A 13,165-nucleotide genomic window follows, 5' to 3' on the forward strand; every position below is an offset into this window, starting at 1 on the left:
TTTGCCATGACGAAAGTGAATTACTCGCAATTGACGCTGTGCTTGCTGATGGTGGCGCTTGTCGGACTGGCAGCGACGGATGCCATGGCTCAGCAGGTCCAGTTCAGCAAGATCGACACGCTCGGCACGAGCTTCCTGACCTGGCTCAAGGGCAACCCGATCACGATCTTCTTCACAGTGGCCCTGATCGTGACCGGGCTCTTGGCGGCCTTCAACCGCATCAGTTGGATGTGGGTGCTGATGATCTGCGTCGGCGCGTTCTTTGCTTTCGGCGCGACCAATATCGTCACGCAGCTGAAAGCGGTGTTCACCTGATGACCGAGAGAACCCCCGTCATTCTCGGGCTTTCGAGGCAGGCCAATCTTGCTGGCCTGCCCATGCCCTATACGCTGGCGGTCGGGGCGCTGATCATGTTGCCCTTCATCTGGTTCAAGTGGATGCCATGGCTGCTGACTGGACTGTTCTGGTATCCGGTAGCCCGTGTCGCCGCGATCATCAACCCACACGGCCATCGTGTACTGGCCGTCATTTTTCAGCGGACGCCGCCGAAACTGGCGGCAACCAGGGAAAAAAGGGTGCGTCGCTATGTTTAACGCCCGCGACATGAACGAGTTGAGCGAGCGTGCGCGGGCGGTCCTGCCGGCCGACATGAAGCTCTACAGGCACATGCCCTATGTGCTGGAAGTCGATGACGAAACGATCCGCACCCGCGAGAACGGCCTGATGATGGCGATGGAAGTGACCGGCATCGACGGCGCGACCAGTTCGGACGGCGATATCCGCGAATTGCGGCGGGCGTTTGCACATGTCCTCGACGGGCTTGATGAACGCTTCACGATCTATGTCCACCGGATGATGCGCCCGGCGGAGTTCGGGTTGAAGCCGATCCGTGGTGATGGATTTGCGGCGGATGTGGATCGTGCCTGGCAGGCGCATCTGGCCAGCAGGAACCTGCATGATTTCGTGCTGGTGCTGACGATCGTTCGCAACCAGGTGCAGCCCTTGCGGGTGCCGCTCTTCGGGAAGGCGGCCAACCGCCTTCTCGACAATAATACGGCCAAGCGGCTGCACGAATTGCGTGAGGTTGTGTCGATCATCGAGACAAGCCTTGCGGTTCGCACGCGCCGGTTGAAGATCGGTGACGGAAGCCTTCTTGGCTTCCTGTCGGCCATCAACACGGCGGTTCTGCGCAAGGAATATCGTGGATCGCGGACCATGATCGCCGAGGATGTGTCGAATATCGCCGTGGCTTTCGATCCGAACAGGGGATCGATGAAGATCGAGGAAGGTTTCGACCGGCCGCGATATGCGGCGACGCTGGCGATCTGGAAATACAGTGAAACCACCTGGCCGGGAATGCTCGACGCGCTCGACACCTCGATTGACACGGTGATCTGCCATTCCTTCACACCGGTCGCCAATCACAAGATTTCGGGACGGGTGAAGCGCCGCGTCAACCAGATCCGTGCCGCTGGCGATCTGGTGCCGACGATCGAGGCGCAACTGCTTCAGGCCGCCGATGACGTGGAGACCGGAAAACTCGGGATCGGCGCGCATCAGCTGTCGATCACGATCTTCGCGGACAGCGAAGCGGAACTGGATGCCCGCGTGTCGCATATCCGCGGCATCGCCGAGCGGATGAAGGTGACGCTGACGCGAACAATGCGTGCGCAGGAGGCTACCTTCTTCGCACAGCACCCCGGCAACCAGGACTATCAGTGCTTTGAAATGGCCGTCAGCACGGTCACATTCGCCGACATGGCGTCACTGCACATGGAAGATGCCGGCACACCGGCGGAGGGTTTGCCCTGGCAGACGCCGATCACGGTGATGGAGACAGCTGGTGGCTGCGCGCATCGCTTCAGCTGGCACAAGCCCGGCAAGCCCGCGCCCGCCGACCCGACGCTTGGACACACGCTGGTTCTCGGCCCGTCCGATGCGGGTAAATCGACGACGATGGCATTCCTGGCAACACAGGCGATGCGGGCCGGTATCCGTCTCATCCTCTTCGACAAAGACAAGGCATTGCGCCCGGTGGTGACGGCACTTGGGGGCCACTATGCGGAGATCCTTGCCGGTCAGCCGACCGGGTTGAACCCGCTTTTGACGGAAAGCGGCCCGCGTGGCGAGGCCTGGCAGATGGACTGGCTGTCAACGCTGGTAGAACGGGGTGGTAAAAAGCTGGACGCTTGGCAGTCCGAGGCGCTGAAATCGGCGATCCGGCAGAATGGACAGGCCCCGGCCGAGCTTCGGGACTTCCGGCATTTCCAGGACCTGATCGGCGATGTGAACGATGGCCGCAACCTGGCCATGCGGATCGGTGAATGGGGACCATTGGGACGTTATGGCTGGGTTTTCGGCGAAGCGGATCGCCCGATTGTCGAATTCGAGGGAGCGGGTAATGTGCTTGGGATCGATCTGACGGAGATCCTGGACCTGCCGATCGAGCGCACGGCGGTGCTGAGCTACATCTTCCGACGCCTGGAACTCATGTTCGAGGATCATATACCCACTGCCCTGCTGATCGATGAGGCCAGCCGGGTGATGGATGACGAATATTTCTCGCTGCGGGTTCCGAAATGGCTGCCGACCGTGCGGAAACAGAACGTCCTGATGTTTCTGATGACGCAGTTCCCAAGCCAGATCCGGGACAGCAAGGCAAAGTCGATCCTCGAAGGCCTACCGAACCGGATGCTGTTTCCGAACAGCCGCGCGACCGAGCGGGACTATGACGGCTATGGCCTGACCGAGAACCAGATCGGCTTTCTGCTGAATGGATCGCGCGGACAGCGCGAAGTGCTGTTCAATGGTCATACCGGCTCGACAGTGCTGAATGCCGATCTGTCCGCATTGGGGCCGCTCCTGGCCGCGCTTGGCAGCGATACTGCCGCGAAACAGGCTTTTGGCGATGATTACGCAACAAGACCGAATTTCTGGAGGACCGAATAAGATGACGAAGGCAATTATCCTGCTTCTGACCGCCCTGCCGCTGCTGGCGGCCTGTGGCGAGACGCCGATCAAGAAATCGAACTGCTGGTCCAGCATGGCCCTGCTTCCGTCCGACGATTGCGATTTCCGCTATGTTCCTGCGGCGAAGTGATCAGACCGGCAGGCGGGCAACCTGTCTGCTGATGGCGGCCAGCGTGGCTGCGGCACCGCTTGCGGTGCTGGCCCAGGGTGTGCCCGATATCGACGCCAAGGGCATTCTCGCCATCATCCTGCAACTCGACACCGGCCATGAGACCAGGACTGCGGAGATCGAGGAAACTGCGCGGCAGACGGAGCTTCTGGCGCGGGAAGAGGAACAGCTGGCGGCACTCGATGGCACGCTGGAACTGCTGACCGGCACCAGTGCCTTCATTCCGGGTCTGGAAGAGGGCGGCGGCGCTGGCGGCGCCTATGCGGCCTCGACGGTCTATGCGATCGACGACAATAACCCCTATGTTGATCGGATCATGGGCGATGCGCCCGTGACGATCGAGCAGATGATCGCGGAGACGGCCATCAAGTTCGGCGGCCATCCTGCCCTTGGCCGGGCAGGCATCAACGCGGTCGAGTTCCGTTGCTGGTTCCAGGCATTGGTGAAGCAGGAATCGAATTTCTCCATCGGCGCGAAAAGCCCGAAGGCAGCCTTCGGGCTCACGCAGATCATCCCCGGCACGGCGCAATATCTCGGTATCTATCCGGCCTATTACGACGATCCGCGCCTGCAACTGGACGGCGGGGCGCGATACCTGTTGGAACAGCTGGGCAAGTTCGGCTCGATGGAACTGGCGCTTGCCGCCTATAATGCCGGTCCCGGCGCGGTCCAAAAATACAATGGCATCCCGCCTTACAAGGAAACGCAGGAATATGTGCGCAAGATCAGCGGTTATTACAGCCGCTATGCCGCGCGCATGGGCGGCGCGGCAGATGCGATCGGGACGCTCGATCCCAGGGATCTGGCGATTGCCGAAGCCTCGAACCTGTCGGATGCCGGGACGCATTACGCCGCCTGGTCAATGGACACGATGACCGCTTCCGCCACGCGGCTGCGGTCTATCCTCAGCCAGATTGAGGGCACGGGGTCGGTCAAGGAAGCGATGGATCTTAATACCTATGCGCGGGGCGAGGTCGCGCGGATGGGCAATATCCTGATCCGGCTGATGGCGACGCGCCAGAAGATCGAGGCGGCCAGGAATGCGCTGCTGATCCAGGCCTATATCGAGGACGAGAAATATTTGCAGGTGAGGTTGGAACAATGATTTTGACGAAGATGAAACTCGGCCTGACCGTGCTGGCGATCATGGCCGCGCCGACAGCCTTCGGCCAGGGCGTGCCGACGATCGATGTGACCAGCATTGCAAAGCTTCAGGAAATGATCGCCGAGCAGAAGCTTCAGCTGCGCGAACAGATCGCGCAGAATGTGAAGCTGGATGAGCAGACGCTGAAACTGGTCGAGCAGATCAGGACGCTGGAAGCGCAGCTCGACGCGCTGCGCAACGGATTGAGCCTGGCCGATCTCGGCCTCGATCCGGCCAGTTTCCTCCGCGATATCCTGCCTGACTTCTCGGACCTGTCGCAATCGCTCGATGCGGCCAAGGCGGGCAACTGGTCCGGCGTGCTAGCAAATGCCAGCCAGATCGGCGGCACCAGTGTCAGCGGATATGTGGACAAGACCTTCGAGCAATCCGGCATCGAGCGCAGCGATGTGGATGCGCTGGCAAGCAGCGACGATCCGTCTGCGGCGCGGATCGGCAACCAGGCCAATGTCGGCGCTTTCATGTCGGTGGCGGCGGAAAGTTCGTCGCAGGCGGCACGGGAAAGCCTGACGCGGATGGACGGCTTCATGCAGCAGATTGGCGACACGACGAACCTGAAGGAAGCCATCGATCTGAATACGCGCGTCACCGGCGAGCTCGGGATCGCGATGGCGAATATCTGGGCGATGGAGGCGGTGCAGACTGTCAGCCTTGGCGAAGCCGGGATCATGGATGCCGCGACCGCCGCCGATGAAGAGAAATACCTGACCATCAAGCTGCCGGAGGATTGAGATGAAAAAGCGCATGATCCTGGGCGGAACTGCCGTCCTTGCCGTTGTGGCCGCCGTGGCGGTGGCGCAGATGCGGCCGGGCGAGACGCCCGCACCCGAGGGCCTGGTGACCCAGGCTGACGACAATCCCTTTGCCGGGCTGGACGAGATTTTCAATGAGGCCGGCCCCGATCTCGGGATGACGGAAGAGGAAGTGCAGGCCGAGGACGATTACCTGCGCATGTCGCCGCCGGCGGGCGAGACCGGCGATGTGCCCGAGGCACTGACCGAGAACGTGCTTTACGAGACCTGCGACAAGGTGCCGGAGGTGAACTCGGCTGATTATCAGGCGAAAAGCGAGGATGGTTACGCTTCGCGCATGATCTATAGCTATGTATTGATGCGTCATACGCTGGACAGCCGGGACTGCACCTGCACGGGCAAGGTCGCGCCCTTCGCCGAGGTCCAAAAGATCAAGGATCAGATCGCCGCTGAACATGGCGAGGACTGGAACCGGTATCAATTTGGAGACGACTACTTCGACCAGTCGCGCAAGCTGCGCGATGAGGTCGAGGCGATGTGCGGGGGGAAATTCTGATGGGCATTGTCACCGATATCCTGACCACCATCGACACCAGTGTCATAACCGCCGGAGAACGCTTCTTCGAGGCGACCGCTGCCGGGATGCTGCCGGTGATGACCATCGTCTGCACGATCCTGCTGGTGCTGGTCGGCATGAACATGGCCATCGGCTATTACCAGATGAACGCGCGGGATTCGATCCAGCTCGCGGTGCGGATCATCCTTGTCTATTTCTTCGCCTTCAGCTGGTCGAATTTCGGGCCGATCTATGACGCTTTCGCCACGGCCAGCGGCGACATGGCCATGCGGTTCTTCGATGTTGCCGCGACCACCGGGGACAGCAGCACATATGCTGCTATGGATAAGTTTGCTACCCAAATGGCGGACACGGCCGACGGTGTGGCCAAGGCACAGGGCTCAATCGTTCGCGGCGTGCTCGGTGCCTTCTTCTTCGCGCTGCTGGCGCTGCTGATGGGCATCTATGTCCTCATCGTCGGTTTTGCCAAGATCATGCTGGCCTTCCTGATTGGCATAGCACCGATCGCCATGGTGGCGACAATCTTCGAGCGCACGAAGAACATGTTCGAAGCCTGGCTGAGCAGCTTCGTCGGCTATCTGATGTATCCGATTGCCGCCTCGTCGGTCATCGCAACCATTGTAGCCGTGGCTCGGCAACAGTTCGAACCTCAAGACAATGTGGACACGATCAGCCAGATCATTGGTTTCCTGGTTGTGGTTTTCGTCGGCATCTTCGCGCTGAAGGCAATCCCCTCGGCGGCGTCGAATATTACCGGCCATTTCCACCTGGCCAATATCACGCCGCAGGCGCTGCGCCTCGGACAGGGCGGGTTCGGCGTAGCGGCCCAGAATGTGCCGGGCGTGCAGAAAATCCGTGAGGCGGCGACCATCGCCAGCGCCGCGCGCGCCGGCACCTCGGACGATCCGCGAAAGCAGGCCCAGGACCGGGATCGCGAATTGCGCGAGCGCGGGGCGGCGATCCGCCTGAAATTCGACCAGATGCGGCTGCTGCGCGGCGGCAAGGACTGAGCAGACAAGGCCAAGAGCCAAATTCATGAGGTGAAATGATGACAGACCGCGTGTCTGAACAGAGGACGATTCTCGAAAGCGAGCTGATTTTCGGGGCAAGACGCAGCCTGCGGACGGCCTGGGGTGTGGCGATTTTCAGCAGCCTGATTGCGGTGGGCGAGCTGACCGCCCTTGTCATGTTGCTGCCGCTGAAGGAGACGCAGGCTTACCTGACAATCGTGGACCGCGACACCGGCATCGCCGAACGCGCGGTCGAGATCGAGAACGCGAGCATCGAACATGCGGATGCGGTCAAGCAGAGCCTCGTCTTCAATTACGTCATGGATCGCGAGACCTATGATGCCAATGATAACGAGCGGCGCATCCTGAAGGTCTATCGCCAGTCGGCCGGCATTGCGCAGCAAAGCGTGCGGGCGCTCTGGACCGAGGGCAATGCGGATTATCCGCCTGATCTCTATGGGGCGACGGGCAAGATTTCGATCGAGGTGCTGAGCGTCAACCCAATCGATGAAGACACGGCGCAGGTGCGCTTCACCAAGACGCTGAGCCGTCCGGGTGAAGATGACCGGATCGGCAATTTCTATGCGACCGTCACCTATCAGTTCGTGCCCACGCAGCAGTCGGCGGTCGAGCTGGTCTGGGAAAACCCCTTCGGCTTCACGGTGACGGATTATCGCGTGACGGCTGAATCGCTCGAAGCCCAGCAGGAAGGAGGCAACTGATGCTGAAATCGACCTATGGCGCGGCCGCTCTGGCTGCTTTCCTGGCCCTGCCGGGCCTTGTTCATGCCGAGGCGCGGCCCCAATCCGGCTCGCGCGACCATCGTGTGACCTATGCGACCTATCAGGAAGGCCAGGTCTATACCGTGCAGACGCGGGTGCGGAACGTGACGCTGATCGAGCTTGGTAATGGCGAACGCATCCAGTCGATCGCCATCGGCGACAGTGAAAGCTTCCAGATCGACAAACTGGAAGGCGCGAATGTCTTCACGGTGAAGCCGGTCATCCAGGGCGCTGCCACCAATATGACTGTCGAGACGAACCGGCGGTTCTATTTCATCAACCTAGTCGAAACCAGCCGCGGCACGCCCAGCTGGTCGGTGAAATTCACGGTGCCCGGCGAGGGCGGATCGACCCGCTCGGCGGGCGCTGCCCCCGCGACCGCTGCCGCGACCCTGCCGCCAATGCGCTATGCGGTCTCTCGCAAGGTCAATGGCGCGACCTTCGCGCCAACCGGCGTATCCGACGATGGCAACCGGACCTATTTTCAGATCCCGCCTGGTGCGCCGATGCCAAGTGTCTTCCGCGCTGATGGCAAGGGTCTCGAATATGCGGTCAACAGCACCACGAAAGGCACCGTCATCACGGTTGCCGGCCGCTCGGAACGGTGGGTGCTGCGCTATGGCGATCAATATGTCTGCGTGACCGGCTCGGCCGCACAGGCCGGGCTGTAAGGAGGTATCGATGGCGAATGAGAACGAGCAGAGCGGCATCGAGGAACGGTTGCAGCGCCTTCAGCGCAAGCCCGGACGGATGAACCGCTGGAAGCCCTGGGCAATCGGTGCCGGAACCTTCACCGCCGGCGCAGCTCTTGCCAGCTATGCGTTTATGACTGCGACAGATGCGCCGCCGCAAGGCACATCGCTGAACCTGCCCACATCGCAGGTGACTGACTTCCAGGACGGCAGCGGCCTCGATGGGTTCACCATCACCCGGCCTCGACCGGAGCCGCAGGTGCCGGAAGCCCCGGCCACGCGCACGGAAACGGTGGAAGTGGTCGATCAGACGCGGATCGACGAACTGGCAGCACAGCTTGAAGGGTTGCAGTTGAAGCTGACGGAGGGCGATACTGCCCGCGAAGAGCTTCTGGCCGAAATGGAGCAGCTGAAGGGCGATGCGGCACTGAAGGACGAGGCTCTTGCCGAGGCCGAGCGGGAAATGCTGCGGCTGCAATCGCAACTGGAAACCCAGGACCAGCTTTTTGGCGAACAGGATGCCGCCGCCGCACTTGAGGCGCAGCGCAGGGCTGAATACGAGGCTCGCCGTGCCGAAGAGGAAGCACGCCGGCAAGCGCAGATCGCCTCGCCCATGGTGGCCTTCCGGGCCAGCGGCGGTTCTGGAGCGGCATCGGGCGAAGGCGGCGAGACACGCGATTATGCGGCCGGAGACGAGTTCCTGCGAGCCGGGGCGAACAAGGCGCGGGTGACGCAGAGCGAGGTCATCGGCAGCCCTTCGAACACCATTATCCAGGGCACGCTGATCGAAGCGACGCTGGAAACGGCGATCAGCAGCCAGTTGCCCGGCAATGTCGCGGCCAATGTCAGCTATGATGTCTGGTCGATGGACATGAGCCAGGTGCTGATTCCGCGCGGCTCGAAGCTCTATGGCCGCTATAACTCACAGATCGAGCGCGGACAGCGCCGGGTGATGATTGCCTGGGACCGGCTGGTCACGTCCGATGGTCAATCCGTGCAGCTGGAAGGCTATGGCACAGACCGCATCGGTCGCGCGGGTATGACCGGCAAGGTCAACAATCACACGCTGGCCCGCTTCGGATCGGCTGCGGCCGTGTCGATCATCGGTGCGCTGCCGGACATTGCCGTCGCCAGTATCGAAGAAAATGGCGGCAGCGAAACCACGCGCGATACCGTTGAGAGCATCGGCCAGGATGCTTCTGACGCCCTGGATAATGTCATGGCCGAATATCTCGACATTCCGGCGACGATTTCGGTCGATCAGGGCGCAGTGGTCATGGTTCGTGTCAATACCGATCTGGAAATGTTCTGATGGCTGGCTATCTCGATCATTACCTGAAGCGCCTCGATATGATCCTGGGCGACCCTCTGACGATCGAACTGGCGATCAATGGCGATGCCGGTCTCTGGGTTGAAAAGGCCGGATCGGCTCATATGAGCCGCTTCGACGGGATCAGCCTGAATCGATCGGAAGTGACCGATCTGGCCGGACAGATCGCGCGATCCGCCGAGCAGCCGCTGACGGCTTTGTCGCCGATGATTTCCACAACGGTGCCTTATGGCGGGGCGACGCTGCGGGTGCAGGCGATCATCGCGCCGGCGGCTTTCGGCGGGACGATCCTGTCGTTCAGGGTCTTCCGGCAGCGTCTGCCAACCGAGGAACCGAAGAAATTCGGATTTCTCCGGCAGCAGGGTATTTCGCTGGAAACAGATCGGCTGGCGAAGATCGAGAAGATTAGCAGCCTCGCGGCCGATCTTGGTGTCGGTGGTGATGCAGATGCGGTTTTGAAGGCTTGCGTCGATATGAAGCTGAATATGATGGTGTCCGGACCGACCTCGGCCGGCAAGACGGAACTGGCGCGTCGGCTGATGTGGATGATCCCCGACGAGGAACGGCTGGTGCTGATCGAGGATTCAGCGGAGGCGCTGCCGCACCAGCCGAACCATGTCAGCCTGATCGCCGAGCGCAATGACGCCTCGGCGCGTTCAGCGGATAAGCTTCTCCAGGCGACGCTCCGTCTGCGACCGGACAGGATCATCCTGGGCGAAGTGCGCGGCGGGGAAGCCGCAACCTTCCTTGGCGCGATCAATACCGGCCATGAGGGCAGTTTCACGACACTGCACGCGGCCAGCGGCCGCAAGGCGATGGACAAGATGGCGCTCCTGGTGATGAACACCGGCACCCAACTGAACTATGGCGAGATCCTGCGCTATCTGCGCGGCTCGATCGATGCGGTGATCCAGACCGGCCGGGAAGGCGAGGCGCGCGGCATCATGGAAGTCTATTTCCCTGCCCTGGATGACGATCTGCTCTGAATTGTTCCCGTTCGACCACCGGCCTGTTTCGTCCATGCGCCGCAACCAGATTTGAAGGAGTCATAGATGGATAAAGATATTGAAAGCCTGGCCGCGCGGCAGCGGGAGGCATTGGCCGAGGGCCGCGCGGCGGAAAAGGCGGGACAGCCCGTCATCTACATTCACGGCCGCCCTTACGCAGACCCGGCTGGCGAAGCCTTTGCGTCCAGTGAAGACAATCGTCCGCCGGTGAAGCTCGCAACACAGAATGACGGCAGTGAGCGCCTGCGGGACATCGAGTCTGACAATGCGTCGATGATGATGACGCTGGTTCAGAGCACCGCTGAGAACATGGCCTTCATCCGCAAGAATCTCTCACAACTCGCTGAACGGGATCGCGGGGCCGTCGAGGCCGCCTATGGTCGTATTCTTGCCGAGGCTGCCGCAGACCAACGGCACAGCCTTTATCCGGGGAAGCGCGAACTGGACATGGATCTTTAGGAGGCGGGCATATGAACCGGACATTGATCGCCCTGCCTTTCGGCATCATCAGCGGTGCTATCATCGGCCTTATGCTTGGGGGCATGTGGGTCCAGCATCAACTCGGTGCCAATGCCGCCTCTGCCGACATGTTCATTCTTGTGAAGCAGTTTCCGGGCTTGTCGCGCAGCATGACGCAACCCTGGTTGACTGGTTATCAGATCGCCGGAGCGGCCCTGGTCGCGACGGTACTTTTCACGCTGGCGCTGTCCTTTACTCAGAAACTTACCCAATACGGCAAGGCGCATTTCCAGTCTTCGGCCGAGATCAGGAAGAATGGCCTCTTGCAGATGATCGGCGGCGGTCTGGTTTTTGCGCGGCTCGGCACACACGGCATCCTTGGTCGTTTCTCGGGCCGGTTCCGGTTCATTGCCTCGAACTGGGACAAATTTCCGCATTGCCTGGTCGTGGCGCCGACGCGGGCGGGCAAGGGTGTCGGCTATGTCATTCCGAACACGCTGCTCTTCCCCGGCAGCTGCGTCATCCTCGATGTGAAGGGTGAAATTTTTGAGGCCACATCCCGCCACCGTAAGGCGCAGGGCGACGAAATCTTCTATTTCGCGCCCTTCGACTTCGATTACCCCTCGCATCGCTACAACCCGCTGGAACGTATCGCCGCCCTGAAGAATACCGATCAGCAGTTCACCGAGCTGAGCAAGCTGTCGACCTATTTCCTGACCACCAGCGAAAAGGGCGGGGCGGCGGATTTCATCGTCGGGGCACGGGAGCTGTTCGTCGCCGGGGGGATGCTCGCCATCGAGCGCGGAAAGCCGACCATCGGGGAAATCACGCGCGTCCTCTTCGGCGGTGCCGACAAGTCCGAGGAATACAAATCCCGCGCGGCCGAGGCCCGTCACCAGCAGACCAAGGACATCTTCATGGATTTCAGCGGCTATGCTGACCGCACGCTGTCCTCCTATGTCTCGGTCCTTAAAGGGGCTGGCCTCGGCCTCTGGGTGAATCCGAAGGTCGATCGCGTCACCAGCGGCAATGACTTCAGCTGGCAGAATATCCGAATGAAGCCGCAGACGATCTATATCGTCGTCAACAGCGACGATATTGTGACCCTCGCGCCGCTGATGCGGCTGCTGTTCGGTGAATTGATCGCCACCTTGCGGTCGTCCCTGCCGAACCACAAGACCGAGCCATGGCCGGTGCAGATCATTCTCGACGAATTCGACCAGCTGGGCAAGATGCCCATCGTAGTGCAGTCGCTGAAGCAGCTGGCAGGGCACGGCGGGCGTGTGTCGATCATCACGCAGTCCATCCCCGGTCTCGACAATATCTATGGCGAAAATGATCGCCTGTCGGTCGAATCTGCGGCAGGGATGAAGCTCTTCATCAGTCCGAACGAGAAAAAGACCGCTGCCGAGGTTTCCGAGGCCCTGGGCAAGATAACCCGCCTTTCGGTCAGCGACAGCCTGTCCTCAGACGGCCGTGGCTTCCGCAGACGGTCCGTGTCGCGCCGGAACGAAGAGCGTCCGCTGATGAGCCCGGACGAGGTCAAGAAACTCGACGCCTCGAAGGTTATCCTGATCCCCGAACGGCAGAACCCGATCCTGGCAGATCGCATCGTCTATTACGAAGACCCCTATTTCTCGAAGATCATGGCGGCGCAGTCCGGACCGCTGCCCTATCCCGACGAGCGGCATCAGATCAGGTCGATGCGTCACGAGATCGAGAAGCTGCAAGGCCAGGTGGCGCAGTTCCGGCCGCTCGCCTATGCGCCGCCGGCAGGCATCACCGCAAAGGAGATCATCGCGGAGGTCGAGGCTGCCCAACCTGCCCTGACGGATGCCGAGGCACGGGAATCACTGCGGCCATCCGACAAGGAGGCCATCAGGAAAGCGTCGGATTTCAGGAAGAAGATGAAGGCGAAGGTTCCCATCGAATGACAGTCCCGGCCCAATCCTGCCCTTCGCGATTTCGGGATGCCGCAATGTTGCTTTCACCGAACCGGCCGTTCGACCGCTGGTGCAGCATTTTCGTGAGGCGGGCGGCAGCAATGCGGGACTTTTCTGCCGTTCGTAGGAGCCATACAGTCGGAGTAGGATCGTGGACAACGGCTGTTACTAGGGCCGTCTCTGACAAACAGGAAGGATATTTTATGCGCTTTGTGTCAAGTATTGCGATAACTGTCGCATTAGCTTCGGCCGCGTCGGCGGACGTCTCGTTTTCGCTCGGCTTTGATACCGAAGACATGGCGATACGCACGA

At 61.0% G+C, this 13,165-nt stretch carries 14 protein-coding genes; all 14 read left to right on the forward strand.

Annotated features, from left to right (window positions below):
• Positions 1 to 6: 6 nt before the first annotated feature.
• The 14 genes from FQV27_RS17280 (at position 7) to FQV27_RS17340 (ending at position 12,844) form a co-directional block, all read left to right on the forward strand.
• On the forward strand, positions 7 to 315 hold the full coding sequence (locus FQV27_RS17280) for a TrbC/VirB2 family protein (protein WP_186827359.1): 309 nt from the start codon (positions 7 to 9) through the stop codon (positions 313 to 315).
• Positions 315 to 593, forward strand: a complete 279-nt coding sequence (locus tag FQV27_RS17285; protein WP_147100980.1) for a VirB3 family type IV secretion system protein — start codon at positions 315 to 317, stop codon at positions 591 to 593. The genes FQV27_RS17280 and FQV27_RS17285 overlap by 1 nt, the downstream gene beginning before the upstream one ends.
• Complete coding sequence (locus FQV27_RS17290) at positions 586 to 2,949, forward strand: VirB4 family type IV secretion/conjugal transfer ATPase (protein WP_147100983.1); 2,364 nt, start codon at positions 586 to 588, stop codon at positions 2,947 to 2,949. The genes FQV27_RS17285 and FQV27_RS17290 overlap by 8 nt, the downstream gene beginning before the upstream one ends.
• Position 2,950: 1 nt before the next feature.
• Positions 2,951 to 3,100 carry a hypothetical protein gene (locus FQV27_RS18945; protein WP_156116963.1) on the forward strand — a complete coding sequence of 50 codons (150 nt, stop codon included), beginning with the start codon at positions 2,951 to 2,953 and terminating at the stop codon, positions 3,098 to 3,100.
• A 43-nt stretch (positions 3,101 to 3,143) separates the two neighbouring features.
• A complete protein-coding gene (locus tag FQV27_RS17295; RefSeq protein ID WP_186827360.1) occupies positions 3,144 to 4,244 on the forward strand; it encodes a lytic transglycosylase domain-containing protein in 1,101 nt (366 codons plus the stop codon).
• A complete protein-coding gene (locus FQV27_RS17300; protein WP_090525144.1) occupies positions 4,241 to 5,032 on the forward strand; it encodes a type IV secretion system protein in 792 nt (263 codons plus the stop codon). Before FQV27_RS17295 ends, FQV27_RS17300 begins: the two co-directional genes overlap by 4 nt.
• Before the next feature lies 1 nt (position 5,033).
• Positions 5,034 to 5,609, forward strand: coding sequence for a hypothetical protein (locus FQV27_RS17305; RefSeq protein WP_147100987.1), 576 nt, complete (start codon positions 5,034 to 5,036; stop codon positions 5,607 to 5,609).
• Entirely contained in the window at positions 5,609 to 6,640 is a 1,032-nt protein-coding gene (locus FQV27_RS17310) for a TrbL/VirB6 family protein (RefSeq protein ID WP_090525148.1), read from the forward strand. The genes FQV27_RS17305 and FQV27_RS17310 overlap by 1 nt, the downstream gene beginning before the upstream one ends.
• Before the next feature lie 35 nt (positions 6,641 to 6,675).
• A complete protein-coding gene (locus FQV27_RS17315; protein WP_090525150.1) occupies positions 6,676 to 7,362 on the forward strand; it encodes a VirB8 family type IV secretion system protein in 687 nt (228 codons plus the stop codon).
• Entirely contained in the window at positions 7,362 to 8,093 is a 732-nt protein-coding gene (locus FQV27_RS17320; RefSeq protein ID WP_090525152.1) for a TrbG/VirB9 family P-type conjugative transfer protein, read from the forward strand. The genes FQV27_RS17315 and FQV27_RS17320 overlap by 1 nt, the downstream gene beginning before the upstream one ends.
• A 10-nt stretch (positions 8,094 to 8,103) precedes the next feature.
• Entirely contained in the window at positions 8,104 to 9,426 is a 1,323-nt protein-coding gene (locus FQV27_RS17325; protein WP_147100989.1) for a TraB/TrbI/VirB10 family type IV secretion system protein, read from the forward strand.
• On the forward strand, positions 9,426 to 10,430 hold the full coding sequence (locus FQV27_RS17330) for an ATPase, T2SS/T4P/T4SS family (RefSeq protein ID WP_147100991.1): 1,005 nt from the start codon (positions 9,426 to 9,428) through the stop codon (positions 10,428 to 10,430). Before FQV27_RS17325 ends, FQV27_RS17330 begins: the two co-directional genes overlap by 1 nt.
• 66 nt (positions 10,431 to 10,496) lie before the next feature.
• Complete coding sequence (locus FQV27_RS17335) at positions 10,497 to 10,910, forward strand: hypothetical protein (RefSeq protein WP_147100993.1); 414 nt, start codon at positions 10,497 to 10,499, stop codon at positions 10,908 to 10,910.
• An 11-nt stretch (positions 10,911 to 10,921) separates the two neighbouring features.
• The gene (locus tag FQV27_RS17340; RefSeq protein ID WP_147100995.1) at positions 10,922 to 12,844 is read left to right on the forward strand and encodes a type IV secretory system conjugative DNA transfer family protein; all 1,923 of its coding nucleotides are present in this window, start codon (positions 10,922 to 10,924) and stop codon (positions 12,842 to 12,844) included.
• The last annotated feature ends 321 nt before the right edge of the window (positions 12,845 to 13,165 follow it).

Origin of the sequence: Paracoccus aurantiacus, assembly GCF_007993065.1 — a bacterium.
GTDB classification, from domain to species: Bacteria; Pseudomonadota; Alphaproteobacteria; order Rhodobacterales; family Rhodobacteraceae; genus Paracoccus; species Paracoccus aurantiacus.

What these genes read in the sequence shown, in the direction of transcription:
- FQV27_RS17280 (WP_186827359.1), top strand. Translation starts at nt 7, where the DNA reads ATGACGAAAGTGAATTACTCGCAATTGACGCTGTGCTTGCTGATGGTG.
- FQV27_RS17285 (WP_147100980.1), top strand. Translation starts at nt 315, where the DNA reads ATGACCGAGAGAACCCCCGTCATTCTCGGGCTTTCGAGGCAGGCCAAT.
- FQV27_RS17290 (WP_147100983.1), top strand. Translation starts at nt 586, where the DNA reads ATGTTTAACGCCCGCGACATGAACGAGTTGAGCGAGCGTGCGCGGGCG.
- FQV27_RS18945 (WP_156116963.1), top strand. Translation starts at nt 2,951, where the DNA reads ATGACGAAGGCAATTATCCTGCTTCTGACCGCCCTGCCGCTGCTGGCG.
- FQV27_RS17300 (WP_090525144.1), top strand. Translation starts at nt 4,241, where the DNA reads ATGATTTTGACGAAGATGAAACTCGGCCTGACCGTGCTGGCGATCATG.
- FQV27_RS17305 (WP_147100987.1), top strand. Translation starts at nt 5,034, where the DNA reads ATGAAAAAGCGCATGATCCTGGGCGGAACTGCCGTCCTTGCCGTTGTG.
- FQV27_RS17310 (WP_090525148.1), top strand. Translation starts at nt 5,609, where the DNA reads ATGGGCATTGTCACCGATATCCTGACCACCATCGACACCAGTGTCATA.
- FQV27_RS17315 (WP_090525150.1), top strand. Translation starts at nt 6,676, where the DNA reads ATGATGACAGACCGCGTGTCTGAACAGAGGACGATTCTCGAAAGCGAG.
- FQV27_RS17320 (WP_090525152.1), top strand. Translation starts at nt 7,362, where the DNA reads ATGCTGAAATCGACCTATGGCGCGGCCGCTCTGGCTGCTTTCCTGGCC.
- FQV27_RS17325 (WP_147100989.1), top strand. Translation starts at nt 8,104, where the DNA reads ATGGCGAATGAGAACGAGCAGAGCGGCATCGAGGAACGGTTGCAGCGC.
- FQV27_RS17330 (WP_147100991.1), top strand. Translation starts at nt 9,426, where the DNA reads ATGGCTGGCTATCTCGATCATTACCTGAAGCGCCTCGATATGATCCTG.
- FQV27_RS17335 (WP_147100993.1), top strand. Translation starts at nt 10,497, where the DNA reads ATGGATAAAGATATTGAAAGCCTGGCCGCGCGGCAGCGGGAGGCATTG.
- FQV27_RS17340 (WP_147100995.1), top strand. Translation starts at nt 10,922, where the DNA reads ATGAACCGGACATTGATCGCCCTGCCTTTCGGCATCATCAGCGGTGCT.